The organism is Pseudomonas sp. SAS7, assembly GCF_052112345.1.
GTDB lineage: Bacteria > Pseudomonadota > Gammaproteobacteria > Pseudomonadales > Pseudomonadaceae > Aquipseudomonas > Aquipseudomonas putida_Q.
On sequence record NZ_JBEGGO010000007.1, the window covers coordinates 296,201 to 321,107 of the forward strand.

Genomic DNA, 24,907 nt, shown 5'->3' on the forward strand with positions numbered 1-24,907 from the left:
GTGCCCGGTAACCCAGAACAACAAGGACGTGGTAATGCTCGCCGCTCTGAAACGCTACCCGCACACCGTACGCCTGCTGCTGCTGACCACGTTCACCCTCACGGTCGCCCGCGCCCTCACCCTGCCCTACCTGGTGGTGTACCTGGCCGACAACTTCCAGCTGCCGATCAGTCAGATCGGCCTGCTGATCGGTGGTGCACTGATTATCGCCTCGCTGCTGAGCCTGTATGGCGGCCACCTGGTCGACACCTTGCGCAACCACACGCTGGTCAGCGCCAGTACCCTGCTGTTCGCCCTGGCCTTCGTCGCCGCGGTCGTCAGTGAATCGGCGCTGTTGTTCTTTATGTGCCTGGTGCTGATCAACCTGGCGCTTGCAGTGGTCGACATCGCCGCCAAGGCAGGCTTCTGTGCCTTGCTGCCAGTGGAAGAGCGGGGCGAGGTGTTCGCCATCAAGTACACCCTCAGCAACGTCGGCTACGCCGCCGGCCCGCTGCTGGGGGTCGCCATGCTGGAACTGGACGACCACATGCCGTTCATCGCCTCGGCCCTGCTTGGCCTGGGCATGTGCCTGGCCTACTGGCGCCTTGGCGACCGTAACCTGCAGGCGAGCGCACCGGACAAGCCTGCGGCCGGCTTCGGCCAGGTGGCGCTGGGGCTGGCGCGTGACCGCCGGCTGGTGTATTTCACCCTGGGCGGGGTGCTGAGCGCGGTGGTGTTCGGCCAGTTCACCGCCTACCTGTCGCAGTACCTGGTGGTAACCAGCAGCCCGACGCAAGCGGCGCGGCTGGTCGGCTACCTGGTCACCACCAACGCGGTGACGGTGATTGCCCTGCAGTACCTGATTGGCCGACGCATCAGCCGTCAGCACCTGATGCCCTGGTTGCTGGCCGGTATGGCCCTGTTCATCGCCGGGCTGCTGGGCTTCTCGTTGGCAGGCTCGGTGCTGGTTTGGTGCCTGGCGATGCTCGTGTTCACCCTGGGCGAGATCATCGTCATCCCTGCCGAATACATGTTCATCGACCTGATCGCCCCGGAGCACTTGCGCGGGGTGTATTACGGCGCGCAGAACCTGTCCAACCTGGGCGCGGCACTGGGGCCGGTGATGGTGGGGTTTGCCCTGGTGCACCTGTGGCCGGGGGCAATCTTCTACCTGCTGGTGTTGTCGGTGTTGCTGGCGGGGGTGTTTTACGGGTTGGGCACCCGAAAAAATTGATGTTTTGTTTCAGATCAATCGCGAGCAAGCTCTCGCCTACAACCATCGTCTGCGCTGACGAAGCGGCGCCTGCGTGCCAGACTGGTTGATCGGGACCGCGTTATCTTTTTTGCTTCGGAGTCTTCATGTCGTTGTCCAGCGGGCTGATCGCCGTGGTCGCCCTGGCCTATATGGCCGTCATGTTCGCCATCGCCTTCTATGGCGACCGCCGCAGCACGCCGTTGCCGCCGAAGCTGCGTGCCTGGGTGTACAGCCTGTCGCTGGCCGTGTACTGCACCAGCTGGACCTTCTTCGGCGCGGTCGGCCAGGCCGCCGAACAGCTCTGGGCATTCCTGCCGATCTACCTGGGCCCGGTGCTGCTGATGGTCTTCGCGCCCTGGGTGCTGCAGAAGATGGTGCTGATCAGCAAACAGCAGAACATCACCTCAATCGCCGACTTCATTGCCGCACGCTATGGCAAGTCGCAAACCTTGGCGGTGGTGGTGGCGCTGATCTGCCTGGTCGGTGTGCTGCCGTACATCGCCCTGCAGCTCAAAGGCATCGTGCTGGGCGTCAACCTGCTGATCGGGGCCAACGCGGACGCCACCGGCACCCGCGTGCAGGACACCGCGCTGGTGGTGTCCCTGGTGCTGGCACTGTTCGCCATCGTGTTCGGCACCCGCAGCCTGGACGTGACCGAGCACCACCGTGGCATGGTGCTTGCGATTGCATTCGAGTCGCTGATCAAATTGCTGGCCTTCCTGGCCGTGGGCATTTTCGTGGTGTTCAACCTGTATGACGGCTTCGACGACCTGTTCAGCCAGGCGCGTCAGTCGATCCACTTGCAGGACTATTGGCAAGAGACCATCAACTGGCCGTCGATGGTGGTGCAAACCGCTGTGGCGATGATGGCGATCATCTGCCTGCCGCGGCAGTTTCACGTCACCGTGGTGGAGAACATCGAACCCCAGGACATGCGCCTGGCGCGCTGGGTGTTTCCGATGTACCTGGCGCTGGCCGCGCTGTTCGTGGTGCCGATTGCCTTGGCCGGGCAGATGCTGCTGCCGGGCACGGTGATCTCCGACTCGTTCGTCATCAGCCTGCCACTGGCCGAGGCGCACCCAAGCCTGGCCCTGCTGGCATTCATTGGCGGCGCTTCGGCAGCCACCGGCATGGTCATCGTCGAGGCGGTGGCGCTGTCGACCATGGTGTCCAACGACATGCTGCTGCCCTGGCTGCTGCGGCGCAACAACGCCGAGCGGCCGTTCGAGGCGTTCCGCCACTGGATGCTCTCGGTACGCCGGGTAACCATCGTGGTGATCCTGCTGCTGGCCTACGTCAGCTACCGCCTGCTGGGCTCCACTGCCAGCCTGGCGACCATCGGCCAGATCGCCTTCGCCGCCGTCACCCAGCTCACCCCGGCCATGCTCGGCGCGCTGTACTGGAAGCAAGCCAACCGCCGCGGCGTGTTCGCCGGCCTGGCGGCAGGTATCTTCCTGTGGTTCTACACCTTGGTCCTGCCGATTGCCGCGCACAGCCTGGGCTGGTCGCTGCAGCTGTTCCCGGGGCTGGCATGGCTGCATGGCAACCCGCTGGGCCTGCCGATCAGCCCGCTGACCCAGGGGGTGGTGCTGTCGCTGGCAGGCAACTTCACCCTGTTCGCCTGGGTTTCGGTACTGTCGCGCACACGGGTTTCCGAACACTGGCAGGCCGGCCGCTTCATCGGCCAGCAGACCAGCGCCCGCCCCAGCAGCAAACCACTGCTGGCGGTGCAGATCGACGACCTGCTGACCCTGGCCTCGCGTTTTGTCGGTGAGGAACGCGCCCGGCAGAGCTTCATCCGCTTTGCCTACCGCCAGGGCAAGGGCTTCAACCCCAACCAGAATGCCGACGGCGACTGGATCGAGCACACCGAACGCCTGCTGGCCGGGGTGCTCGGCACCTCGTCGACCCGCGCCGTGGTCAAGGCCGCCATCGAAGGCCGCGACATGCAGCTGGAAGACGTGGTACGCATTGCCGACGAAGCCAGCGAGGTGCTGCAATTCAACCGCGCCCTGCTGCAAGGCGCCATCGAGAACATCAACCAGGGCATCAGCGTGGTCGACCAGAACCTGCACCTGGTGGCCTGGAACCGTCGCTACCTGGAGCTGTTCAACTACCCCGACGGGCTGATCAGCGTGGGCCGGCCGATTGCCGACATCATCCGCTACAACGCCGAGCGCGGCCTGTGCGGCCCGGGCGAAGCGCAGGTGCATGTGGCGCGGCGCCTGCACTGGATGCGCCAGGGCCGCGCGCATTCGTCCGAACGGCTGTTCCCCAATGGCCGGGTGATCGAACTGATCGGCAACCCGATGCCGGGCGGCGGCTTCGTCATGAGCTTCACCGACATCACCCCGTTCCGTGAGGCCGAGCAGGCCCTGCGCGATGCCAACGAAGGCCTGGAACAACGGGTGGCCGAGCGCACCCACGAACTGTCGCAACTGAACCAGGCGTTGTCCGAAGCCAAGAGCCAGGCCGAAGCGGTCAGCAAGTCCAAGACCCGCTTCCTGGCTGCGGTCAGCCACGACCTGATGCAACCCCTGAACGCCGCCCGGCTGTTCTCCGCCGCCCTGTCACAGCAGGCCGAGGGCATGAACGAAGAGGCCCAGCAGTTGGTGCAGCACATGGACAGCTCGCTGCGCTCGGCCGAAGAGCTGATCAGCGACCTGCTGGACATCTCGCGCCTGGAAAACGGCAAGATCACCCCAGACGCCAAGCCCTTCGCCCTCAACGAACTGTTCGACACACTGGGTGCCGAGTTCAAGGTACTGGCGGCCGAGAAAGGCCTGGAGTTCCGCCTGCGTGGCAGCCGCCTGCGGGTGGACAGCGACATGAAGCTGCTGCGCCGGGTACTGCAGAACTTCCTCACCAATGCCCTGCGCTACGGCAAGAGCCCGATCCTGCTGGGCGCGCGCCGCCAAGGCGAGCGCCTGTGGCTGGAGGTGTGGGACCGTGGCCCGGGCATCGCCGACGACAAGCTGCAAGTGATCTTCCAGGAGTTCAAGCGCCTGGACAGTCACCAGACACGCGCCGAGAAAGGCCTGGGCCTTGGCCTGGCAATTGCCGACGGCCTGTGCCGGGTGCTGGGGCACCCGCTGGAAGTGCGGTCGTGGCCGGGCAAAGGCACGGTGTTCCGCGTGAGCGTGCCGATTGCCCGCCAGGCCGCCCCGGCGCCAAGCGCTCCCGCGGAACAACAGGGCGGCCAGCCGCTGGCCGGGCTGCAAGTGCTGTGCGTGGACAACGAAGATAGCATCCTGATTGGCATGAACAGCCTGCTCAGCCGCTGGGGCTGCCAGGTCTGGACCGCGCGCAACCAGGCCGAATGCGAAGCCCTGCTGGCCAAGGGCATGCGCCCGCACCTGGCACTGGTCGACTACCACCTGGATGACGGCGAGACCGGCACCGGGCTGATGGGGTGGCTACGTGCGCGCCTGGGCGAACCGGTGCCAGGCGTGGTGATCAGCGCCGACGGCAGCAAGGAAACCATCGCCATGGTGCATGCGGCAGGCCTGGATTACCTGGCCAAACCGGTCAAGCCAGCAGCCTTGCGCGCCATGCTCAATCGCCATCTGAGCCAGGTTCAGTAACTGCGGCGTCCGGCACCTCATCGGACAGCGCCCGCTCCAGCAAGTCTGCCGGCAGGCTCTTGCTGGCGCGGGCGCCCAGCAGCTTCAGCTGTTCGCTGCGGCTGACCAGGTTGCCGCGCCCTTCGCACAACTTGTTACGGGCAGCGGCATAAGCCTTGTCCACCTGTTGCAGGCGGCTGCCCAGCTCGTCCAGGTCCTGGATGAACAGCACGAACTTGTCGTAAAGCCAGCCGGCGCGCTCGGCAATTTCCCGGGCGTTCTGGCCCTGGCGCTCCTGTTTCCACAGGCTGTCGATCACCCGCAAGGTAGCCAGCAGGGTGGTAGGGCTGACGATCACGATATGCCGGTCGAAGGCTTCCTGGAACAGATTGGGCTCGGCCTGCAGGGCTGCCGAGAAGGCCGCTTCGATGGGCACGAACAGCAGCACGAAATCCAGGCTGTGCAGGCCTTCGAGGCGGTTGTAGTCCTTGCTCGACAAGCCTTTGACGTGGCTGCGCAGCGACTGCACGTGCTGCTTGAGCGCGGCCTCGTCGTTGTTGGCGACAAACTGCTGGTACGCCGTAAGGCTGACCTTGGCGTCCACCACCACCTGTTTGTCGCCGGGCAGCATGATCAGCACATCGGGCTGGAAACGCTCGCCGTCAGCGCTCTTGAGGCTGACCTGGGTCTGGTATTCGCGGCCTTTTTCCAGGCCAGCATGTTCCAACACCCGCTCGAGGATCAGCTCGCCCCAATTGCCTTGGGTTTTCTGGCCTTTGAGGGCCTGGGTCAGATTGGTGGCTTCGTCGGACAGGCGCAGGTTGAGCTGTTGCAGGCGCTCAAGCTCTTTGCCCAGGGAAAAGCGTTCGCGGGCTTCCTGCTGATAACTTTCTTCCACGCGTTTTTCAAAGGACTGGATGCGCTCCTTGAGCGGGTCGAGCAACTGGCCCAAGTGCTGCTGGCTGGTCTGGGCGAAGCGTTGCTCGCGCTCGTCGAAGATCTTTGTGGCCATGTCGGCGAACTGGGCGCGCAGGGTGTCGCGGGCTTCCTGCAGGTCTTCCAGGCGCTGCTGATGGCTTTCCTGCTGCTCACGCAGTTCAGCCTCCAGGCGCGCCCCCTGAGACTCCAGACGACGCAGCTCGGCTTCACGGTTGGCGCGCTCCAGGCTCCAGGCGTGGGCAGCGTCACGGGCGTTGTCGCGGTCGATCTGCAGCAGTTCCAGTTCACGGCCTTGGGCGGCCAGCTGGGCCTGCTTGACGGTGTTGGCTTCGCTGAGGTCGCTGACTTCGTCGCGGCTGGCCTCAAGCTGCGCTTGCAGGCCGGCCTGGGCCAGTTGGGCTGCGTTGAGGCGCTCTTCGAGCAAGGCCTGCTCGCCTTGCCGTGCGCCCTGCCGGCGCTGCACCTGCATGACCCAAAAAAGACAGGGTAAAGCACCTGCCACCAAGCCCAGCAGAATGCTGGCCAGATCCACTGTCATGCTTACCCCGATCACGCTGATGCAAATTGAGTGCAGCTTATCAGCACGGAGCTTGTAGGAGCATTCACTTCGCCGGGTCCGGATCGTTGTTCTCGCACAGCCGCGCATACTCCAGCTGTGCTCGCCGATCACCGGCGCGGGCCGCCTGACGCAGCAGTTCATGGCCAATACGCCGGTCGCGGGCGTTGCCGCAATCGCGGCACAGCATCTGCCCCAAGCGGCTCTGTGCTACCACCACGCCCTGACGCGCTGGCTGCTTCAGCAGCCGCCCGGCCAGGTGCTTGACCTGCAGCTTGTCGCCCAGGCGCGGGCTGTCGAGCAGCCACAAGGCAACCTTCAAGGAAAAGCGTTCTGGAAGAGGCGTCGATGCAGCAGGGCTGGCGAGGTGTTTACCGCGAAACTTCATGAGCAACAGGTTTGGCAACTCGAAAGGCGCGCCACTCTACTCTTTTTTTTCCGCCGTGACCTGTCGATTTCTGGAGGATTGAAAAAAAATTCAGTGATCTTTTCTTGACGTTTTCCGGTGGATGACCAACCGGTCTGTCGCGGCATGTGGATTGTCGGACAGTTCATTGCAATGCTGGCACGCCCGTTCTAGAGCAAGCGCCTGGGACAATCCACAGTTCCTGTGGATAACTCGGTGGACAACCCCATCACACACCCCGCAAAGCCCCGTGAATTGGGGCTTTGTCTCAAACTGACGATTTTTTCACCAGCTAAAAATAGTGTTTTTTTTCATTGACTTAACCGCCCAGTCAAGGCATTGGCGAGGCTGTTGCGGGGTGTTGCCGACCCGTTACAACCGCTGCCCCCAATGTGAACAAGTGCACCATTAATCGTCATTAGCGTGCACGAAATGGGTACATCCGCCTGGATACGGGCCATTTGCCCCTCTTCACAGCACTGCAATTAAGCGCCATACTGCTCGGCTAACCTGAACAAACGTAGTGCTTGCCAAGCGCCGGCATTTCCGGTAAGGTGCCCCTCGTTAGTACCAAGCTGAAAGTCAATTCGGGCCAAATCGTCCTTGCAGACACACTCCCCCCAAGAGTGCGCTGCTGAAAGCAGGACGGCCCATTCGATGATTCACTTCGCCAGCCTAAGGCTGCTCAAGCACGAATCACGTGACAGATTGATCAGGATTCCACCCGACGGCCTAGAACCTTGGCCCCGGTGTGCTGCCTGCCTTCCGAAGTACCTACCAGTCAGCCCCAGCGCCCACTTTTGATTGCGCTCTCTCTGGCTGCTTTGTTCCAGTCAGGTTCGTTCGTCCCTTAATAAAGGCGTCACTGGAACGTTTCTATCATGCACGGATCATATCCTCCGTGTTTAAAGCAGGAACCTCCAACAATATGCAAACTCATCATCAAATTCAGGCTGCCATTGGCACCCTCTCCCAGGCCTTCTCGCCGTTGAAGTGCCTTATCGTTGCCCCACGCAAGGGCAGCTTCAGCTTCACCCTGGTAGACGAACACGGCGTCGCCTGCCACACCGAGCGCCTGTACCATGAACAGTACAGCCGCAATGAACCGCTACAGGCGGTCATCGCCCGGACTCGCCAATCGCTCACCGCGTGAGTGGCGAATACCGGGGCATTCAAGCGCTGAATCATACCATCGCAAGCCTGCCTGAACGTTCTTGGCGTAATTGCCTCCGGGCATATAGCCCGGCACGTCAGGCAGCAATCGATTTAAAAACAGGTCTTTACGCCACGATTATCACACTACACTTCAACTCGAGCGGTGCTTACCGCTTCCGGCGGGCCTGATCCTTCACCAGCTGCCAAGCTCCAGCGCCCGTCCGGCCCTTACTTGCTCGAGGGCATCATGGGTATTGCGGCGAATGAATTGTGTCAGTATGTGATCCGACCGACCCTGGTCTACCTGAACCGTCACTGCGCCAGCGCCGAAGCCTTGTTGCTGGGTATTGCTGCCAGCCAGTCGGCACTCGGCTCAGCCTTGCATGACCGGCGCGGCCACGGCTTGTACCGCATTGGCGAACACCGTCATCAGGCACTCTGGGACGATTACCTGGCTCGCGACCCCGACCTGGCCAGCCTTGTGCGCGGCCTGGCCAGCCAGCACGCCTTCCTCGGTGGCCCGCACCTGGAACTCACCGTCAACCTGCGCTATTCCACTGCAATTGCCTGGATGCTCGTCGAAGAGCAGGCCACGCCACTGCCTGCGGCTGACGACCTATTGGCGCTAGCCCGAATCTGGCGTCAGATTTTTCACCCCCAAGGTCGCTTGCGCGACTTCACTCATGCCTGGCATACCTGCATAGATCAGAGATTGCCACAGGTATCTTAAGAAGCGTCCTACAACATTACTTGAAAAAATGGAATTTTGGTCGGATTGTCCTACAAAACCGCTCTATCTTCAGCGATTGAGGCTATGGCGCAGCGCGTGATTTGTTGGTAGCTTTTCGCCCCGGAGATCCCAAGGAGTTTTCTAATAATGAAAAAAGTAATGCTCAAAACCTCCCTCGGCGTAGCGATTGCGCTTGCTTCCAGCCAACTGCTCGCCAGCGGCTTCGCGCTCAACGAACAGAGCATCAGCAGCATGGGGACAGGTTTCGCGGGACGTTCTTCTTCTGCCGATGATGCCAGCACCGTGTTTGGCAACCCGGCCGGCATGTCCCGCCTCAAACGCGAACAGGCTACCGTGGGCGCCGCCGCCGTCATCGCCAAGTCCGACATCTCGGGCCGCGGCAGCAACCTCGGGGGGGAAACCGATGGTGACATGGTGCCTTTCGTTGGCGTACCCATGGGTTACTACGTCAAGCCGATCGATGACCACTGGAGCGTCGGCTTCGGTGTCTACGTACCGTTTGGCCTGGTAACCGACTACGGCAGCGATGACGCCGCGCGCTACTGGGGCAAAAAGAGCCACGTACAGGTTGTCACGTTCCAGCCGACCGTCAGCTATGCCTTCAATGACAAGGTCTCGATCGGGTTTGGCCCCACCATCAACCGCATCGAAGGGGAACTGGGCTCGAGCCTGATCAACCCATTCACCCCGGGCCGCAATGACGGCGAAGTGAAGATCAAGGGTGACGATACCGCCGTTGGCTACAACATCGGTATCCTGGTACAGGCCACTGACAGTACCCGCGTAGGCCTGACCTACCATTCGATGGTCGACTACAAGCTCGAGGGCAAGACCCGCGTCAGCACCCCGCTGATCGGGCCGTTCAACGGCAACAAGTTCGACGCCACGCTGAAGATCAAGACGCCGGAATCGGTCGACCTCTCGGTTACCCATGAACTGGACGACCAGTGGACCCTGTATGCAGGCAGCACCTGGACCCGCTGGAGCCGCCTGAAAGACATCACCGTGCAGAACGATGTGCCGGCGCCACTGGCAGGTTCGGCGTTCCAGACCATCACCGAAGAACAGAACTGGCATGACACCTGGGCCCACGCCATTGGTGCGTCGTACAAGGTCAACAAGGAGTGGGTGCTGCGCACCGGCTTCACCGTCGACCAATCGCCAACCAACAACCACGACCGTTCACCACGCATCCCTACTGGCGATCGCAAGGTGTTCAGCCTGGGTGCTGGCTGGAGCCCGAACGACGACATGACCATCGACGTGGCCTATTCCTACCTGTGGGAAGAAGACACCAAGGTCAACCTGGTGAGCGCAACCAAAGGCAGCTACCAGGCCAAGTACGAAAACAGCGCTCACGGTATCGGTGCGTCCCTCACCTACCGCTTCTGATTCGTACGTACCCCATTAAAAACCGCCCTCGTGGCGGTTTTTTCATGCCTGTACCTGCCAACTGTCCCCCAGGCATTCACGCAGATAATCCATGAACACACGCACTTTTGCGGTCATGGCGAAACGGTCGGCCAGGCACAGGTAGATATCCATCGGTTCGGTCTGGGCGTAGGCCTGGCCACTGTCGCTGTACTCGAACAACGGCACCAGCGCCCCGCTAGCCAGGTGCGGTCGCACAATGAACTCGGCCAGGCGGGTGATGCCGCCATGGTGCAGCGCCATCTGGGTCAGGGCGTCAATATCGTCGCTGATCAGTACGCTGCCGAACTCCGCTTCAAAACGCAGCCCATCGCGCATGAAGCCCCAGCGCAAAAACCGCCCATCCACCGGGTAACGGAACACCAGGCAACGGTGATCGCGCAACGCCTCGGGCGAGCCTGGCACCCCAGCGTTTTGCAAGTAACCGGGCGAGGCACAGCAAATGAACGGGATACGGGCGATGTGCCGGGCCAACAGCTGGTCTTCCAGTTGCGGAGCAATGCGCAGGCTGACGTCGACGTCTTCACGGGCGTGGTTGACCCGACGATCAGTCGTTACCAACTCTATCGAAAGCAGTGGATAGCGGGCACTGAAAGCGGGTATCAGTGGCGCCAGCACGTGGCGGCCGAACGCGGATGTGGAGGCAATGCAAAGCCGCCCTTGGGGTTCACTGTCTGGCGTAGTGATGGCCTGCTCAGCCAGGGCCAGGTCACGTTCGATATGCCTGACACGCTCGTAATACTGCGTGCCTGCTGGCGTCAGCGCCATGCTGCGGGTGGTACGGCTGAGCAGGCGCACCTGCAGATGGCCCTCAAGGCGCGCCAAGTTCTGGCTGACCGCTGCCGGGCTAAGGCCCAGGTTACGGGCGCCGCCGGCGATGCTGCCGGCCTCGACCACCTTGATGAAGCTGCGGATGGCGTTGAGCAGGTCCATGCGAGAGCTCTTGGATTCGTAAGAATCTCTTTATAAAGAACTCAGCGAGGCTGGTCTACAGCGGCGGCCGAGGGGATTGTTAACCTGCGCGTCCACTCACCTTTCAGGAGTTCACATGAGCAACCTGTCCCAGTCGCGCAGCCGACGCAAATTGCACCCGGGCGCTACGCCTTACGTTTTTGCCTTTTTCATGTCGTCGATCATGGCGCTGCTGATGTGCTTCGTGATCACTGCGGCGAATGCCGGCGTTACTGCGCAGTACCTGAGCAATGTGTTGAAGGCCTATCAATTGGCGATGCCAGTGGCGTTCGTTTGCGTGTTGATGGTCAGGCCGGTGGTGGTGCGGTTGGTGGCGATTACGGTGCATGCAAAATGAAGTAATCAGAAGCCGAGCCACGCCTTCAGCTTCAGCTCCGGCTCCGGCTCCGGCTCCGGCTCTTGATCTTGATCTTGATCTTGATCTTGATCTTGCTTTTGATCTGGCTTTTGATCTTCGCGACTTCAGGAGGCCGAACGCAGGCCTTGCGGAGGGAGGTGACGGGCATGGTGAAAATCCTGGCAAGTTGGGCTGCCAGAAAGTGTCAACCATGTCTCCGTACACGTGTCCACCATGTGTCCGGTCTCTACATCTTGGCCAAAGTAACCAAAGCCGTCCGCTCCCATCATCCGGCCCCTGCGCTACGCTCCGGGGTCCCCTCGCTCCGGGCTTGCTCCCGGGAGGACCGCGCTGCAGGCCCTATCCTGGGGCCCAGCGCTTGACGGGCATCCATGCCCGTCACCTCCCTCCGCAAGCCCTGCGCTCGGCCTCCTGAAGTCGCAATCTGCGTCGCCTGAACTTTCGCGCGCTTAGAAGCCAAAGCAAGAGCAAGAGCAAGAGCAAGAGCAAGATCAAGATCAGCCCGATTACTGCTGCGAAGCGATGGCCTTCTCGATGGCTGCGCGGAATTCCGGATCATCCGGTTTGGTCAGGCTGGAGAAGTTACCGATCACCTTGCCCTTACGATCGACAACATACTTGTAGAAATTCCACTTCGGCGCGCTGCTCTGGCTGGCCAGCTCAGCAAACAGCGGTATCGCATCCTTGCCCCGCACGGCCTGCGTCTTGGTCATGGTGAAGGTGACGCCATAGTTGGCATAGCAAACCTTGGCAGTCTTCTCGCTGTCGGCATCTTCCTGCTTGAAGTCATTGGACGGCACACCAAGCATTTCCAGGCCTTGCTCGTGATACTCCTTGTACGTCGCCTCAAGCCCCTCGAACTGCGGTGCAAAACCACAATAGCTGGCCGTGTTGACTACCACCAAAGGCTTGCCGGCAAAGCGCTGGCACAGGTCGACCTGCCCCTTGCCACGCAATTCCGGCAGGCTGCCCTGCAACACCGCCGGGCAATCGGCAGCCCAGCTCGAAGCGCTGGCAAGCACAGCCAACAACGGCACTGTCAACCAATGAGCACGCATGATTCGTTTCTCCTGCGAGACAATCCTTGAGCTTGCAGGGTAGCGCCTAACAAACACTCATGCCCAGTTGCATCAATGCCATCCCACCCTGGTGCCACCCCCACCACGCCAGCGCCAGCAGCACCAGCGCGCCAAAGGCCAGCAACCCGCGGGCCAGGTAGCGGCTCATGCGGCCTGGGCCTGCAGGCGCGCAACCGGCCGTTCGCGCACGGGCCAGTTCAGGGCAGCGGCCAACAGACTGAGCAGGATGGAAATCTGCCACACCAGGTCGTAGCTGCCGGTACGGTCATACACTACCCCGCCCAACCAGCCACCGAGGAAGGCACCCAGCTGGTGGAACAGGAAGACGATACCGCCGAGCATGGACAGGTTACGCACCCCGAACAATGTAGCCACGGTGCCGTTGGTCAGCGGCACCGTGGACAACCACAGCAGGCCCATGGCGATGCCGAACAGGTAGGCACTGAACGCACTCACCGGCGCCCAGAGGAACAATACGATCACCACTGCTCGCAGCAGGTACAGCCCGGTCAGCAGACGCGGCTTGGACATGCGACCACCCAGCCAGCCAGCCGTGAAAGTACCCACGATATTGAACAGGCCGACCAGCGCCAGCACCGTGGTACCAGTGGTGGCGGCCAGGTGCTGGTCAACCAGGTAGGCCGGCAGGTGCACGCCAATGAAAACCACCTGGAAACCACACACGAAGAAACCCAGCGCCAGCAACCAGAAGCCGGAATGCGAGCACGCTTCGCGCAGCGCCTGGCCCAGGGTCTGTTCGGCGCCATGGCTGGGAAGCGGGCGGTCACGCAGCAGGCCGACGAAGGGCACGATCAATGCCACCATCAGGCCCAGCACCAGCAACGCTGCGGACCAACCCAGCCACTGGATCAAGCCTAGGGTGCCCGGCAGCATGGCGAACTGGCCAAACGAACCGGCGGCGCTGGCAATGCCCATGGCCATGCTGCGCTTCTCTGCCGGCACCGCACGCCCGACCACGCCGAGGATGACCGAGAACGATGTGCCGGACAGGCCGATGCCGATCAGCAAACCGGCACTGAGCGACAACGACCAGGCAGAGTCGGCCATGCCCATGAGGATCAGACCGGCGGCGTAAAGAATTCCGCCGATGATCACCACCCGCGCCGCCCCCATACGGTCGGCCAAGGCACCGGCGAACGGTTGCGCCAGCCCCCAGATCAGGTTTTGCAAGGCAATGGCAAAGGCGAACACCCCACGGCCCCAGCCAAAATCGGCGCTCATCGGCGCCAGAAACAGACCAAAGCCGTGCCGCACCCCCAGAGACAGCGCCAGAATCAAAGCCGCCCCTACCAATACCCACCCGCTGGTTCGCCACACCGAAGTCATTGTCGTTATCTCCAGCACATCGCAAGGTTTTTACGGGTATATACCCGCTTATAGTCGTATCAAATCAGGCCAGTTGGCCCAGTAAACGCACCAGTTCATCCCGCTGCCCTGCGCCCAACCGCTCCACCAGTTCGATCTGGGCTTGTTCCCAGGCCGGATGCGCGTCGCGCAGCAACTGCGTTCCAGCCTCCGTCAGCAGCACTACGCGGTTGCGCTGGTCGTCGCCATCAGCCAGGGCCACCAGCCCTTCAGCCTCCAGCACCCGCACGTTACGGCCCAGGGTACTGCGCTCCAGGCCCATGGCCTCGGCCAAGGTAGTGATGCTGGGGCGATCAAGCCGCTGCAGGTGCCGTAGCAGGGAAAACTGCGCGACATTGACCCCGAAGCCGGCAAGGGCCTCGTCGTAATGCCGGCTCACCCCACGGGCGGCGCGACGCAGATGGGTACAGATGCATTCACTGGTCAGCATGGATACGTGTATATACCCGCGTCGTCACTGTTGCAAGAAGTTTCACAGCTGGAGAAACGCATCATTCCGTGTTCAAGCGCCTTCGAATCGGCTCGAACTCAGCCGTGGCCTTGCGCGCCAAAGGGTCTGGCGCACCTTGCTCGATCGCCTGCCAGTAGCGCCACGGCACCTTTGCCGAACCCAGTTCGTAGTCCATGCCGTCCCAGTTGTCTTCACGGAAGCTATAGAAAGCCCAGTGCAACTGGTTGCGATCCAGCACGGTGAGTACGTCTTCCAGATACTGCGAGCAACCCGGTAGCCTGCGCATGCAGCCAAATTCGCCTACCACCAGCCGCGACCGCGGCAGGCCCATGGTTTCGGCCCATGCCAGCGGCTGGCGCAAATAGCGCTCAACGCGTTGCCCATCCCACTGCTGTGTCTGCCCGGCGAAGGGTGCGGGGCCGGGGTAGGCGATGGGGTGCTTACGTGCCATGTTGGGCGCGCTGGTAGCGGCATAGGGTTCGTACATGTGCACGCTGTACAGTACTCGCGGGTCTTCCAGGGGGGCAGGCCAGTAGCCGAAGGCGTCTGCGGCGGCATACCAGCCCGCATCGACCATGATCGGCGTGTCGGCGTCCTCCTCGCGAATTGCCGCTATCAGTTGCCGGTACAGCAACGGCAGATCGCGCGTGGTGCCCTGCTCTTTCACATACCACTGCTGCATTTGCCCCAGTTCGGCGTGTTCGGCCAAGCCGCCCTGTTTTTCCGGGGCGGGTTCATTGACCAGGTTGTAAGCGGCAATGGCCGGGTGGCCCTTCAGTTCGCGCGCCATGTCCCGCCAGAAGGTCATAGCCTGGGACCAGTAGCGCTTGTCTTGCCACAGCCGATCATCAAATTGGCCCTGGTTGTTTTGCGACCAGCGCATACCGGGTAGCGAGAGAGGGGCAATGACCACCTTGAGCCCCGCCTGATGAGCACGATCGAGGGTGGCGCGCAGCGTAGCCAAGTCGGCGGCGGGCAAGCCTTGATAGGCATCGGCGTTACCGAGGAGGAAATCACGTTCTACCGGTTGCCATTTGTCGTACGACAACCGTACCCATGTCGCGCCATACCCCTTGAGGGCATCGAAGTAGGCTTGATCGGGAGGCAGCCGGTTGAAGCTGTTGCCGCCGTGGCGTGGCGCGTCCCAGAATGCCATGAGATCTGCCGCAGTGGCTGGAAGGCTGGACAGCACCAAGAGACTGGCGAAGATCCGGTTTCGCACGGGAAGCCTGCCTGGTTGGATGGGGGAGTCTGAGAATACGATGACAATGGAGATGCAGGACTTACCGAACCGTTGCCAGAAGTTACTGCACCCTCGTTACCGGCAAGACACATGCTCTTGTAGGAGCGGCCTTGCCGAGTGATTAAAGGCCCAAGGCCAGGCCAAGTATCACTGCCAATTCGAGCAACTCCAGCAGCGCCCCAGCGGTATCACCGGTGGTGCCACCCAGGCGCCGGCACATCAGATGCCGCAGCCAGGCAAATACCGCCAGCGCCAGCACCACCACCCAGCCGCCCAAGACCAGGCAGAACAGTGCAATGCCCAGCAGCACCCACCCGGCTGCAGGTCGGGGCAAGTGCTCGGCCAACGCCTGGCCCAACCCGCCAGGCCGCACATAAGGCGTCCAGAGGAACAGGCCCAACATCGCCGCGCGCCCAATCAAGGGCGCCAGCAGCAATTGCGCCCCTATGCCCTGCTCCACCAGCACCCACAAGGCGCAGAACTTCAGCAACAGCACCAGCACCAGGGTAACCACGGCAATCGGCCCGCTACGCGGGTCTTTCATGATCTGCAGGGTGCGCTCACGGTCGCCGAAACCACCCAACCAGGCATCGGCGCTGTCAGCCAGGCCGTCCAGGTGCAAGGCGCCACTGAGCAACACCCACACCGTCAGCAGCAAAGCTGCATGCAACGGCGCTGGCGTACCCTGCAGCAGAAGGCTGGCCAGCCACAGCAGCAGCCCGAACAACAGCCCGACCAGCGGATAGAACAGCAGCGAACGCCCCAGCTCACGCGGCTCCGGCATGCCCGGCAGGCTCACGGGCAAGCTGCTGAGGAACTGCAAGGCAATCCAGAACGGCAGCATCTCAGTGTTCCTCGGCCAGTTGACCGTCGCCACCCATCACCAGCCGCACCAGCGCCCCATGCCCGACTTCAACCTGCAGCAACTGCTCCTTCGGCAAGCCTCTCGCCCGGGCCAGCAGCAACCGCATCACCCCGCCATGGGTGACCAGCAGCACCCGCTTACCTGCGTGCTGGCGACTCAAACGCTCGATAGCGTCCAGCACGCGCTCGGCGAATGCCTGCACCGGTTCGCCATTGGGCGGGGTGTGGGCGTACGGGTCCGCCCAGAAGTGCCCCAGCGCATCCGCCTGATCTTCCATGATCTGCGCCGCGCTACGGCCTTCCCAGTCACCGAAATGCAGCTCTTGCAAACCTGGTTCACGCTGCACAGGCAAATCAAGCTGCCCACCCAGTTCATCGGCAAAACGCGCACAGCGCTGCAGCGGCGAACTGACCAGCACCTGCCACGGGCCGGCTTCGGCCACGGCGCTGCGCATCTGCGCCCAGCCCTTGTCGGTGAGGGCATCGTCCAGGCTGCCGCGCAGGCCGCCCTGCTCCGTTTCACCGTGGCGCAGCAGGTCGAGGATCATGCCGGGCGGTCCGCCACAGCGGCCTCGGCAAAGGTCGCCATCTGCCCGTGCAGTGCACAGGCCAGGCGCAACAGCGGCACGGCCAGCGCAGCACCACTGCCCTCGCCCAGACGCAGGCCCAACGCCAACAGCGGTTCAGCCTGCAATGCATCCAGCAACGCCCTGTGCCCAGGCTCCGCGCCCTGATGGGCAAACAGCAACCACGCCCGGCACTGCGGGTTGAGGCCCACCGCCACCAGGGCGGCAACGCTACAAATGAAGCCGTCCACCAGCACGGCGATGCCCGCCTGCGCGCAGCCGATATAGGCCCCGGCCAAGGCCGCGATCTCGAAACCGCCGACACAACCTAGCGCCTGCAATGGGTCTGCGGCCTGCAGGCCATGCAGGCTCAGCGCCCGCTCGATGACCTCGGCCTTGTGCCGCACGCCAGCGTTGTCCAGGCCGGTGCCCGGGCCGCTCAGTTCAGCAGGCGGGCAGCCTAGCAGGACGCTGGCCAAGGCAGCGGCGGCCGTGGTGTTGCCAATACCCATCTCGCCGCCGATGAACAGCTGCGCGCCCTGTTCGGCGGCACGCAGGGCGCTGTCGCGGCCTGCCTGCAAGGCAGCGTGCAGCTGCCCCTCGGTCATCGCGGGCTGACGGGCGAAGTTGGCCGTGCCGGCACCCAGGCGCAGGTGGCGCACACCGGGCAGTTCCAGATGAGGGTCGATGGTGCCCAGATCGACCACTTCAAGGCTGGCTTGCAGCTGACGCGCCAATACGCTGATCGCCGCACCACCGCCGACGAAGTTGCGCAGCATCTGCCCGGTGACCGCCTGCGGGTAGGCCGAGATACCTTCTTCGACCACACCGTGGTCACCCGCAAAAATGCTGATGGCAGTCTGGTCCAGGGTTGGCCGTTCACGCCCTTGTAGGCCCGCCAGCTGAATGGCCAGGCCTTCCAGCTGGCCGAGTGAACCGGCAGGTTTGGTCAGCTGCTGCTGACGGGCGCGGGCCTGGTCCATGGCGGCGTTGTCGAGGGATTGGCAGGCGTCGCGCCACCAGGCTTGAGTCATAGTGCAGCTCCTTTGAGCATTAGGGGCAGGCCGGCCACGGTCAGCACCACGCGCTGACAGCGCTCGGCCACGGCCTGGTGCAGCCAGCCAGCCAGGTCGACATAGCGCCGGGTCAGCTCGCCCATGGGAACCACGCCCAGGCCGGTTTCGTTGCTGACCAGAATGACGGTGCCAGGCAATTGTTCCAGGCAGGCCAGCAGGGCATCACGCTCTTCGGCCAGGCGCTGGTCGTCTTCGAGCATCAGCAGGTTGGTCAGCCACAGCGTCAGGCAGTCCACCAGCAGACAGCGCCCTTCGGCCGCTTCGGCGCGCAGTACTGCGGCCAGGGCCAGCGGCTCTTCGATCAACCCCCAGTCTGCGGGACGGCGCTGGCGATGCAGCAACACGCGTTCGTTCATTTCACCATCCAGCGGCTGGCTGGTAGCGATGTAGGTCACTGGCAGGCCGCTTGCGCTGGCCAGCTGTTCGGCCAGGCGGCTCTTGCCGGAGCGGGCGCCACCGAGGATCAGGCTCTGCATGTCAGGCCACCCCACACAGTTGGCGCAGGTGCGCGGTGTCCAGGTGCTTTTCCACCAGGTCGGCCAGGCGCTCGATGTCGCGTTCGCGCAGGGCTTCGTAATCGATGCTCTGCACATCCTCCAGCCCAGCCCAGCGCAGCAGCGCAGCACACGACTGGCTGCCCTCGAACAGGCCGTGCAGGTAGGTGGCGAGGATCTGGCCATCGGCACTGACAGCGCCATCACAGCGGCCATCGGCCAGCTGCACGGCGGGTTGCTCCAGTGCAGGGCCGGTGGTGACGCCAGCGTGAATTTCATAGCCGCCAACCGGTGCTGCTTCAAGGTTCAGCGTGCCGGCTACGTTGCGCAGTTGCTTCTCGGCCTCCAGCACCGTGGCGTAATCGAGCAGGCCCAGCCCCGGGCTTGAACCTGCAGCCCCTTCGAGCCCCAGCGGGTCATGCACGTCGCGGCCAAGCATCTGCAGGCCGCCGCAGATCCCGATCAGCTTGCCACCGTAGCGCAGATGCCGCTCGATGGCCTTGTCCCAACCGCGCGCGCGCAACTGCGCCAGGTCACCGCGCACGCTCTTGGAACCCGGCAGGATGATCAGGTCGGCAGCCGGGATCGGCTGGCCTGGGCCAATGAACTGCAGGTCGACCTGCGGGTGCAGGCGCAACGGGTCGAAGTCGGTGTGGTTACTGATGCGCGGCAATACCGGGACGATCACCTTGAGCACGCGCTCGCTTTTGGCGCCTTGGCGCACATCGATGCCGTCTTCGGCTTCCAGGTGCAGGTCGGTGACGTAAGGCAGCACGCCCAGCACTGGCTTGCCGGTGCGTTGCTCCAGCCAGTCCAGCCCCGGCTGCAACAAGGCGATATCACCCCGGAAACGGTTGATGACAAAGCCTTTGACCCGGGCCTGCTCACTGGGCGACAGCAATTCCAGCGTGCCCACCAGGTGGGCGAACACGCCGCCGCGGTTGATGTCGGCAACCAGGATCACCGGGCAGTCCACCGCTTCGGCAAACCCCATGTTGGCGATGTCGCCGGCACGCAGGTTGATCTCGGCCGGCGAGCCCGCGCCCTCGACCATGACCACCGGGTACGCGGCACTCAGGCGCTGGTGCGAAGCCAACACTGCCTGCATGGCAATGGCTTTGTAGTCATGGTAAGCCACCGCGTTCATGCTGGTGACCGCACGCCCGTGGATGATCACCTGGGCGCCGGTATCGCTGTTGGGTTTGAGCAACACGGGGTTCATGTCGGTGTGGGGTGCCAGCCGGCACGCCTGCGCCTGCACCGCCTGGGCGCGGCCAATTTCACCGCCATCGGCCGTCACCGCGCTGTTCAGCGCCATGTTCTGTGGCTTGAACGGCACCACGCCAACGCCCTGGCGCAACAGCCAGCGGCACAGGGCAGTTACCAGCGTGCTCTTGCCGGCGTCGGAGGTGGTGCCTTGCACCATGAGGGTGGTCATGCCGATTCCTTTTGATAGCCCGCCAGGGCCTGGGCCAGGCGCTGTTCGTCCGCCGCACATTCCGGCAGCCCCAGGCGCACGGCCGGTGGGTGTTCAAACAAACGCACCAGGATGCCGCAGCGGGCGAGAAAGTCATGCAACTGCCCGGCGCGCTCGCTGCGCACGTACTGGAACAGGTCACAGCCACCGCTGGGTGCAAGGCCGTTGCTGGACAGCAATGTGGCCAAGCGCTGGCTGGCGGCAGCGCAACGGTCAATCTGCACGCGCTGGGCAGGCGTGTCGGCCAGGCTGGCCTGGGCCAGCACCCGGGTTGGCCCGTTGACCGTCCAGGGGCCAAGCAGCTCGGCCAGGCGCAGCAACAGGCTGCGCTCGGCGGCGACGAAGCCCAGGCGTACCCCGGCCAGGCCAAAGAACTTGCCGAACGAGCGCAGCACGATCAGCCCTGGGCGCTCGGCGCAATCGACCACGCCATCCGCCGGGGTGTTGTCCATGAACGCCTCATCGACCAACAGCCAGCCACCACGGGCAGCCAGGCGGGCATGCCAGCCCAGCAGGCGCTCACGCGGCACCCGCCGCCCGGTCGGGTTGTTGGGGTTGACCAGCACCAGCACGTCGAGGCTGTCGAGCGTCGCCTCGACCTGCGCCTCCTCCAGCTCGACCAGTTGATGGCCCGCCCGATGCCAGGCATATGGGTGTTCGGCATAGCACGGCGACAGCACCCCTACCCGGCCAGCCGCACGCAGCAGCGGCAAAGCCTGGATCGCCGCCTGGGAGCCTGCCACCGGCAGCAACTGGCGGGCGCCATAATACGCACGGGCAGCCTCTTCCAGGCCGTCCTCGGTCTCTGGCAGGCGGGCCCAGGCATCAGTGGGTATCGGCGGGATCGGGAATGGCCAGGGCGCGATGCCACTGGACAGGTCGAGCCACTGCTCGCGAGGGATACCGTATTGCTGCACCGCACGCAGCAGGCGGCCACCGTGTTCAAGCATTGATGTAGGCCCCCAGGCAAATCAACAACAGCCACAGCCACACGCCGCGCTGCACAAGGCTCCAGCCACGCTCGATGGCATCGGCGTCAGCCATCGGCCCTTCACCCAGGCGGGGCCGCTCATGCAGTTCGCCGTGGTAAACCGCCGGGCCACCCAGCTCTACCCCGAGTGCACCGGCACCGGCGGCCATCACTGGCCCGGCGTTGGGGCTGTCCCACAACGGGCCTTGCTTGCGCCAGCAGGCCAGAGCCAGGCGAGTCCTGCCCAGCAGTGCGTAGGTGAGCGCCACCAGCCTTGCGGGAATATAGTTGAGCACGTCGTCAATGCGCGCCGCGCACCAGCCGAAGCGCTCGAAGCGCTCGTTGCGATACCCCCACATGGCGTCCAGGGTGTTGCTCAGGCGGTACAACACCACGCCCGGCGCACCGGCCACCACAAACCAGAACAGCGCGGCGAACACCGCGTCACTGCCGTTTTCCAGTACCGACTCGGTGGCCGCCCGGGCCACGGCGGGCTCGTCCAGCTCGCGGGTTTCGCGGCTGACCAGGTAGCCGACGCGGCGCCGCGCTTCTTCCAGGTCGCCCTGGCGCAAGGCGTTGGCCACCGGCAGCACATGTTCACCCAAGCTGCGCAGGCCCAGGGCGCAGTACAGCGCCAGCACATCCACCAGCCAGCCAATATAGGGCAGCCAGGACAGGATCAGCGCCACAAGGGTGAGCGGCACCACTGCCAGAAACCACGCACTGACGCCGTGGCTACGCCAGCCGCGGCCACCTGCATTCAGACGGCGCTCCAGGTTGCCGGCCATATTGCCGAAGGCCACCAGCGGGTGGCGCCGCTGCGGTTCGCCCAGCAAGGCATCCAGGGCCACCCCGGCCATGGTCAGCAAGGCCACGCTCATTGGCGCTCTCCCCATTGGTTTTCGTACAGCAGCTCGCTCAAAGGCCGTTCTTCGGCCCAGTTTTCCAGCACCAGCATGGGGGCCGGGTAAAATTCGGTCACCGGCCCGAGGCACAGCACCGCCACCGGCTTGGCTCCATCAGGCATGCCCAACAGTGCCGCCAGCGCCAAGGGGTCGAACAGCGACACCCAGCCCATGCCCAGCCCTTCGCCACGGGCCGCCAGCCACAGGTTCTGGATGGCGCAGGCCAGCGAGGCCAGGTCCATCTCCGGCAGGGTGCGACGACCGAAGATGTGCGGCTCGCGGTTGTCCATCAAGGCCGCTACCAGCAGCTCGGCACAGTCGTTGATGCCTTCTACCTTCAGTTTCATGAAGTCATCCGACCGCTCGCCCAACGCTTCGGCGGTGCGCAGCCGCTCCGCCTCCACCAGGGCCTGGATGCGGGTGCGCAAGTCACGCTGGGTAATGCGGATGAAACGCCAGGGCTGCATCAGGCCGACGCTGGGCGCCTGGTGCGCGGCCGCCAGCAGGCGGCCAAGCAGCTCCGGCGCCACCTGGCCACCGGCAAAATGGCGCATGTCGCGGCGCTCGCCGATGGCGCGGTAGATCGCGGCGCGTTCGGCGTCGCTGTAAGCGTGTTCGCTCATGGTCGCAACAGCGCCGCCGCCGCATCGGGGTTGGAAGGGAAGTAGAAGTGCACGTAGGAGGCCGTCAACCGGCCCAGGCGATACACCGCTTCGTTGCCACGCCCGCCGTTGGGGCTGAGGCCACGGGCAATCGGGTCCAGCGCCGTGCTGGTCAGCGAGTGGTGATAGGTGTGACCGCGCAGGGTACCTTCCGGCAGCTCCACCGCCTGCAAGGCCAGGGCCGCCAGGCGCTTCTGCATGGTCGCCTCGCCCGGCAGCAGGCCGAGCAGTTCGGCACGCTCGCCGGCCACGTCAGTCAGGGCATCGAGCAGGTACAGCATGCCGCCACATTCAGCCAGCAACGGCTTGCCCTGAGCATGATGGGCGCGGATTACCTCGCTCATCGGCGCGTTGGCAGCCAAGGCGTGGTGATGCAGCTCGGGATAACCACCCGGGAGGTACAGGCTGTCCACCACCGGCAGTTCACTGTCATGCAGCGGCGAGAAGAATTCCAGCTGTGCGCCCAGGTTGCGCAGCAGTTCTAGGTTGGCGCCATAGGTGAAGGCGAACGCCTCGTCTCGCGCCACACCAATGCGCACGCCAGCCAGCGAGGCAGCACAGGCTTGCGGTTCGGGTTCGGCAAAAGTCACCGGCGGTGGCAAGGTTGCGTCGCAACTGGCGCCAAGCGCCTCGGCCGCGGCGTCCAGGCGGGCATCCAGGTCGTTCAGTTCGCTGGCCTGCACCAGCCCAAGGTGGCGGCTGGGCAACTCGATGCCGCGCTCGCGGGACAAGCCGCCATACCAGCGCAGGCCTTCGGTCAGGCTGCCTTCGAGCAGTTGCGCGTGGCGCAGGCTGCCTACCCGGTTGGCCAGCACGCCGGCGAACGGCAGGTCGGCCTGGTAACGCGCCAGGCCCAGGGCCAGGGCACCGAAGGTCTGGGCCATGGCCGTGCCGTCGATCACCGCCAGCACCGGCACGCCGAAGTGGCGCGCCAGGTCGGCACTGGACGGGGTGCCATCAAACAGCCCCATCACCCCCTCGATCAAGATCAGGTCGGCCTCGCCTGCCGCGTCCCACAGCAGGCGCCGGCTTTCGTCGGCACCGATCATCCACAAATCCAGCTGGTACACCGGTGCGCCACTGGCCCGTTCGAGAATCATCGGGTCCAGAAAATCGGGCCCACACTTGAACACCCGCACCTTGCGCCCGAGGTTGCGGTGCAGGCGGGCCAGGGCAGCAGTGACGGTGGTCTTGCCCTGGCCAGAGGCCGGTGCCGCAATCAACACGGCGGGGCAGTGGCGCGATTGACTCACAGTTCGACGCCCTTCTGTGCGCGGATACCGGCCTGGAAGGCGTGCTTGAGCATGCCCATCTCGGTGACGGTATCGGCCAGTTCGATCATCTCCGGCTTTGCAGCGCGGCCAGTGACGATCACGTGCTGCATGGGCGGACGGGCCTGGATGTCGGACATTACCTGGTCCAGGTCAAGGTAGCCGTGCTTGAGGGCGATATTCAGTTCATCCAGCACCACAAATTGCACACTTGGGTCCTGCAGCAACTGGCGCGACACCGCCCAGGCGGCTTCGGCGGCGGCGATGTCACGCTGGCGGTCCTGGGTTTCCCAGGTAAAGCCTTCGCCCATCACGTGGTAGCGTACCTGTTCGGGGAAGCGGCGGAAAAACAGCTCTTCGCCGGTGCTGTTGCGGCCCTTGATGAACTGCACCACACCGCACTGCATGCCATGGCCCAGGGCGCGCGCGAGCATGCCGAAGGCCGAGCTGCTCTTGCCCTTGCCATTGCCGGTCAGCACCAGCAGCAGGCCGCATTCGTTGGGGGAATTGGCGATGCGTTCGTCGATGACCGCCTTCTTGCGCTGCATGCGCGCCAAGTGGCGTTCGTCGCGTTCGGTGGGTTCGCTCATCAGGGTTCTCCGCAGGCTGGCACCACGGCAAGGCGTGGCGACAGGTAATAGGCAGGCAGACGGAGAACGCGCAGGGGCCATGGCAGGGCGCCACGGTGCACCGCGCATCACCCTCCGTGATGCCGTTGACAGTTTCAGGCCGGTCTCCGGGCTTGTGAGCGGGGCTTGGCCCTGGCCTGCGCGCCTTCCCGGATGCTGGCATCCAGTGGCCCTGCGCGGCCTTCTACTCACCTACCGTTGCGGGGGCAGCGCCGGAATCGCGCCATGCTGGCGCCCACCGGTTTCCCAGTTTCACCCTGCCCAGTGGGGGCTGGCAGGGCACCTGAAACACGCGCGAAGGTTAGAGGGTTGCACCCGGAGCGTCAATCGAAGCGGGTGCGACCGCGACATATGCTCTTGATCTTGCTCCTGCTCTTGATCTGGCTTTTGATCTGCTTTTGATCTGCTTTTGATCTGGCTTTTGATCTGGCTTTTGATCTTCGCGACTTCAGGAGGCCGAACGCAGGCC

The 24,907-nt window shown here is 63.8% G+C and carries 24 protein-coding genes, 1 pseudogene and 1 riboswitch; of the genes and pseudogenes, 6 read left to right on the forward strand and 19 right to left on the reverse strand.

From position 1 onward, the window contains the following. Nucleotides 1-34: 34 nt before the first annotated feature. Both ABI582_RS14030 and ABI582_RS14035 read left to right on the forward strand, forming a co-directional pair. Entirely contained in the window at nt 35-1,213 is a 1,179-nt protein-coding gene (locus tag ABI582_RS14030; protein ID WP_442119467.1) for an MFS transporter, read from the forward strand. 125 nt (nt 1,214-1,338) lie between these two features. Further along, nucleotides 1,339-4,818 carry a hybrid sensor histidine kinase/response regulator gene (locus ABI582_RS14035; RefSeq protein ID WP_258655573.1) on the forward strand — a complete coding sequence of 1,160 codons (3,480 nt, stop codon included), beginning with the start codon at nt 1,339-1,341 and terminating at the stop codon, nt 4,816-4,818. Here ABI582_RS14035 and rmuC read toward each other — a convergent pair. Next, nucleotides 4,790-6,160: a DNA recombination protein RmuC gene (rmuC, locus tag ABI582_RS14040; protein ID WP_176393813.1), complete on the reverse strand. Its 1,371-nt coding sequence runs from the start codon at nt 6,158-6,160 to the stop codon at nt 4,790-4,792. The genes ABI582_RS14035 and rmuC overlap by 29 nt on opposite strands. 181 nt (nt 6,161-6,341) lie before the next feature. Then, nucleotides 6,342-6,680, reverse strand: a pseudogene (locus tag ABI582_RS14045) (sel1 repeat family protein); the annotation flags it as partial. A gap of 946 nt (nt 6,681-7,626) precedes the next feature. Here ABI582_RS14045 and ABI582_RS14050 point away from each other — a divergent pair. The 3 genes from ABI582_RS14050 (at nt 7,627) to ABI582_RS14060 (ending at nt 9,996) form a co-directional block, all read left to right on the forward strand. Then, the gene (locus tag ABI582_RS14050) at nt 7,627-7,851 is read left to right on the forward strand and encodes a hypothetical protein (RefSeq protein ID WP_016501083.1); all 225 of its coding nucleotides are present in this window, start codon (nt 7,627-7,629) and stop codon (nt 7,849-7,851) included. Nucleotides 7,852-8,100: 249 nt separating this feature from the next. Further along, nucleotides 8,101-8,583, forward strand: a complete 483-nt coding sequence (locus tag ABI582_RS14055; protein WP_086974753.1) for a hypothetical protein — start codon at nt 8,101-8,103, stop codon at nt 8,581-8,583. Nucleotides 8,584-8,730: 147 nt separating this feature from the next. Beyond that, nucleotides 8,731-9,996, forward strand: coding sequence for an OmpP1/FadL family transporter (locus ABI582_RS14060; protein ID WP_338746355.1), 1,266 nt, complete (start codon nt 8,731-8,733; stop codon nt 9,994-9,996). Between the two features lie 42 nt (nt 9,997-10,038). On the opposite strand, the gene ABI582_RS14065 is transcribed toward ABI582_RS14060, so the two are convergent. Further along, complete coding sequence (locus ABI582_RS14065) at nt 10,039-10,968, reverse strand: LysR family transcriptional regulator (protein WP_442119468.1); 930 nt, start codon at nt 10,966-10,968, stop codon at nt 10,039-10,041. Between the two features lie 115 nt (nt 10,969-11,083). Here ABI582_RS14065 and ABI582_RS14070 point away from each other — a divergent pair, with 115 nt between their 5' ends. Next, nucleotides 11,084-11,344 (forward strand): DUF2798 domain-containing protein, encoded by a 261-nt coding sequence (locus ABI582_RS14070; RefSeq protein WP_016485290.1) that lies wholly within the window; start codon nt 11,084-11,086, stop codon nt 11,342-11,344. A 31-nt stretch (nt 11,345-11,375) separates the two neighbouring features. Here the strand turns inward: ABI582_RS14070 and ABI582_RS14075 are convergent, their stop codons facing one another. The 16 genes from ABI582_RS14075 to cobO all read right to left on the reverse strand — a co-directional run bounded on the left by ABI582_RS14075 (nt 11,376) and on the right by cobO (nt 24,399). Next, nucleotides 11,376-11,513 carry a hypothetical protein gene (locus ABI582_RS14075; RefSeq protein ID WP_442119469.1) on the reverse strand — a complete coding sequence of 46 codons (138 nt, stop codon included), beginning with the start codon at nt 11,511-11,513 and terminating at the stop codon, nt 11,376-11,378. 358 nt (nt 11,514-11,871) lie between these two features. Continuing rightward, nucleotides 11,872-12,423: a glutathione peroxidase gene (locus ABI582_RS14080; protein ID WP_442119470.1), complete on the reverse strand. Its 552-nt coding sequence runs from the start codon at nt 12,421-12,423 to the stop codon at nt 11,872-11,874. A 46-nt stretch (nt 12,424-12,469) separates the two neighbouring features. After that, nucleotides 12,470-12,592, reverse strand: a complete 123-nt coding sequence (locus ABI582_RS14085) for a hypothetical protein (protein ID WP_338746351.1) — start codon at nt 12,590-12,592, stop codon at nt 12,470-12,472. Next, nucleotides 12,589-13,791, reverse strand: coding sequence for an MFS transporter (locus tag ABI582_RS14090; protein WP_016501091.1), 1,203 nt, complete (start codon nt 13,789-13,791; stop codon nt 12,589-12,591). The genes ABI582_RS14085 and ABI582_RS14090 overlap by 4 nt, the downstream gene beginning before the upstream one ends. 64 nt (nt 13,792-13,855) lie before the next feature. Next, entirely contained in the window at nt 13,856-14,260 is a 405-nt protein-coding gene (locus ABI582_RS14095) for a MarR family winged helix-turn-helix transcriptional regulator (RefSeq protein WP_086974172.1), read from the reverse strand. Nucleotides 14,261-14,321: 61 nt separating this feature from the next. After that, complete coding sequence (locus ABI582_RS14100; RefSeq protein WP_442119471.1) at nt 14,322-15,437, reverse strand: glycoside hydrolase family 5 protein; 1,116 nt, start codon at nt 15,435-15,437, stop codon at nt 14,322-14,324. Between the two features lie 208 nt (nt 15,438-15,645). After that, nucleotides 15,646-16,368, reverse strand: a complete 723-nt coding sequence (locus ABI582_RS14105; protein WP_442119472.1) for an adenosylcobinamide-GDP ribazoletransferase — start codon at nt 16,366-16,368, stop codon at nt 15,646-15,648. Nucleotide 16,369: 1 nt separating this feature from the next. Continuing rightward, entirely contained in the window at nt 16,370-16,936 is a 567-nt protein-coding gene (gene cobC, locus ABI582_RS14110; protein WP_442119473.1) for an alpha-ribazole phosphatase family protein, read from the reverse strand. Next, complete coding sequence (cobT, locus tag ABI582_RS14115) at nt 16,933-17,988, reverse strand: nicotinate-nucleotide--dimethylbenzimidazole phosphoribosyltransferase (RefSeq protein WP_442119474.1); 1,056 nt, start codon at nt 17,986-17,988, stop codon at nt 16,933-16,935. The genes cobC and cobT overlap by 4 nt, the downstream gene beginning before the upstream one ends. Beyond that, nucleotides 17,985-18,506 (reverse strand): bifunctional adenosylcobinamide kinase/adenosylcobinamide-phosphate guanylyltransferase, encoded by a 522-nt coding sequence (gene cobU, locus ABI582_RS14120; RefSeq protein WP_442119475.1) that lies wholly within the window; start codon nt 18,504-18,506, stop codon nt 17,985-17,987. The genes cobT and cobU overlap by 4 nt, the downstream gene beginning before the upstream one ends. A gap of 1 nt (nt 18,507) precedes the next feature. After that, nucleotides 18,508-19,962, reverse strand: coding sequence for a cobyric acid synthase (locus ABI582_RS14125; RefSeq protein WP_338746346.1), 1,455 nt, complete (start codon nt 19,960-19,962; stop codon nt 18,508-18,510). Continuing rightward, nucleotides 19,959-20,951 carry a threonine-phosphate decarboxylase CobD gene (gene cobD, locus ABI582_RS14130; protein ID WP_442119476.1) on the reverse strand — a complete coding sequence of 331 codons (993 nt, stop codon included), beginning with the start codon at nt 20,949-20,951 and terminating at the stop codon, nt 19,959-19,961. Before cobD ends, ABI582_RS14125 begins: the two co-directional genes overlap by 4 nt. Next, nucleotides 20,944-21,852, reverse strand: a complete 909-nt coding sequence (cbiB, locus tag ABI582_RS14135; protein WP_442119477.1) for an adenosylcobinamide-phosphate synthase CbiB — start codon at nt 21,850-21,852, stop codon at nt 20,944-20,946. The genes cobD and cbiB overlap by 8 nt, the downstream gene beginning before the upstream one ends. Further along, complete coding sequence (gene bluB / locus ABI582_RS14140) at nt 21,849-22,499, reverse strand: 5,6-dimethylbenzimidazole synthase (protein ID WP_016501100.1); 651 nt, start codon at nt 22,497-22,499, stop codon at nt 21,849-21,851. The genes cbiB and bluB overlap by 4 nt, the downstream gene beginning before the upstream one ends. Continuing rightward, nucleotides 22,496-23,791 carry a cobyrinate a,c-diamide synthase gene (locus ABI582_RS14145; RefSeq protein WP_442119478.1) on the reverse strand — a complete coding sequence of 432 codons (1,296 nt, stop codon included), beginning with the start codon at nt 23,789-23,791 and terminating at the stop codon, nt 22,496-22,498. The genes bluB and ABI582_RS14145 overlap by 4 nt, the downstream gene beginning before the upstream one ends. After that, nucleotides 23,788-24,399, reverse strand: a complete 612-nt coding sequence (cobO, locus tag ABI582_RS14150; protein ID WP_338746341.1) for a cob(I)yrinic acid a,c-diamide adenosyltransferase — start codon at nt 24,397-24,399, stop codon at nt 23,788-23,790. Before cobO ends, ABI582_RS14145 begins: the two co-directional genes overlap by 4 nt. 120 nt (nt 24,400-24,519) lie before the next feature. Further along, a riboswitch (cobalamin riboswitch) is annotated at nt 24,520-24,740 on the reverse strand. Between the last annotated feature and the right edge of the window lie 167 nt (nt 24,741-24,907).

Bases quoted from the DNA above. Each gene is read 5' to 3' on its own strand.
- ABI582_RS14030 (WP_442119467.1), top strand. From the start codon at position 35: ATGCTCGCCGCTCTGAAACGCTACCCGCACACCGTACGCCTGCTGCTG.
- ABI582_RS14035 (WP_258655573.1), top strand. From the start codon at position 1,339: ATGTCGTTGTCCAGCGGGCTGATCGCCGTGGTCGCCCTGGCCTATATG.
- ABI582_RS14050 (WP_016501083.1), top strand. From the start codon at position 7,627: ATGCAAACTCATCATCAAATTCAGGCTGCCATTGGCACCCTCTCCCAG.
- ABI582_RS14055 (WP_086974753.1), top strand. From the start codon at position 8,101: ATGGGTATTGCGGCGAATGAATTGTGTCAGTATGTGATCCGACCGACC.
- ABI582_RS14060 (WP_338746355.1), top strand. From the start codon at position 8,731: ATGAAAAAAGTAATGCTCAAAACCTCCCTCGGCGTAGCGATTGCGCTT.
- ABI582_RS14065 (WP_442119468.1), bottom strand. From the start codon at position 10,968: ATGGACCTGCTCAACGCCATCCGCAGCTTCATCAAGGTGGTCGAGGCC.
- ABI582_RS14070 (WP_016485290.1), top strand. From the start codon at position 11,084: ATGAGCAACCTGTCCCAGTCGCGCAGCCGACGCAAATTGCACCCGGGC.
- ABI582_RS14075 (WP_442119469.1), bottom strand. From the start codon at position 11,513: ATGCCCGTCACCTCCCTCCGCAAGGCCTGCGTTCGGCCTCCTGAAGTC.
- ABI582_RS14080 (WP_442119470.1), bottom strand. From the start codon at position 12,423: ATGCGTGCTCATTGGTTGACAGTGCCGTTGTTGGCTGTGCTTGCCAGC.
- ABI582_RS14085 (WP_338746351.1), bottom strand. From the start codon at position 12,592: ATGAGCCGCTACCTGGCCCGCGGGTTGCTGGCCTTTGGCGCGCTGGTG.
- ABI582_RS14090 (WP_016501091.1), bottom strand. From the start codon at position 13,791: ATGACTTCGGTGTGGCGAACCAGCGGGTGGGTATTGGTAGGGGCGGCT.
- ABI582_RS14095 (WP_086974172.1), bottom strand. From the start codon at position 14,260: ATGCTGACCAGTGAATGCATCTGTACCCATCTGCGTCGCGCCGCCCGT.
- ABI582_RS14100 (WP_442119471.1), bottom strand. From the start codon at position 15,437: ATGGCATTCTGGGACGCGCCACGCCACGGCGGCAACAGCTTCAACCGG.
- ABI582_RS14105 (WP_442119472.1), bottom strand. From the start codon at position 16,368: ATGCTGCCGTTCTGGATTGCCTTGCAGTTCCTCAGCAGCTTGCCCGTG.
- cobC (WP_442119473.1), bottom strand. From the start codon at position 16,936: ATGATCCTCGACCTGCTGCGCCACGGTGAAACGGAGCAGGGCGGCCTG.
- cobT (WP_442119474.1), bottom strand. From the start codon at position 17,988: ATGACTCAAGCCTGGTGGCGCGACGCCTGCCAATCCCTCGACAACGCC.
- cobU (WP_442119475.1), bottom strand. From the start codon at position 18,506: ATGCAGAGCCTGATCCTCGGTGGCGCCCGCTCCGGCAAGAGCCGCCTG.
- ABI582_RS14125 (WP_338746346.1), bottom strand. From the start codon at position 19,962: ATGACCACCCTCATGGTGCAAGGCACCACCTCCGACGCCGGCAAGAGC.
- cobD (WP_442119476.1), bottom strand. From the start codon at position 20,951: ATGCTTGAACACGGTGGCCGCCTGCTGCGTGCGGTGCAGCAATACGGT.
- cbiB (WP_442119477.1), bottom strand. From the start codon at position 21,852: ATGAGCGTGGCCTTGCTGACCATGGCCGGGGTGGCCCTGGATGCCTTG.
- bluB (WP_016501100.1), bottom strand. From the start codon at position 22,499: ATGAGCGAACACGCTTACAGCGACGCCGAACGCGCCGCGATCTACCGC.
- cobO (WP_338746341.1), bottom strand. From the start codon at position 24,399: ATGAGCGAACCCACCGAACGCGACGAACGCCACTTGGCGCGCATGCAG.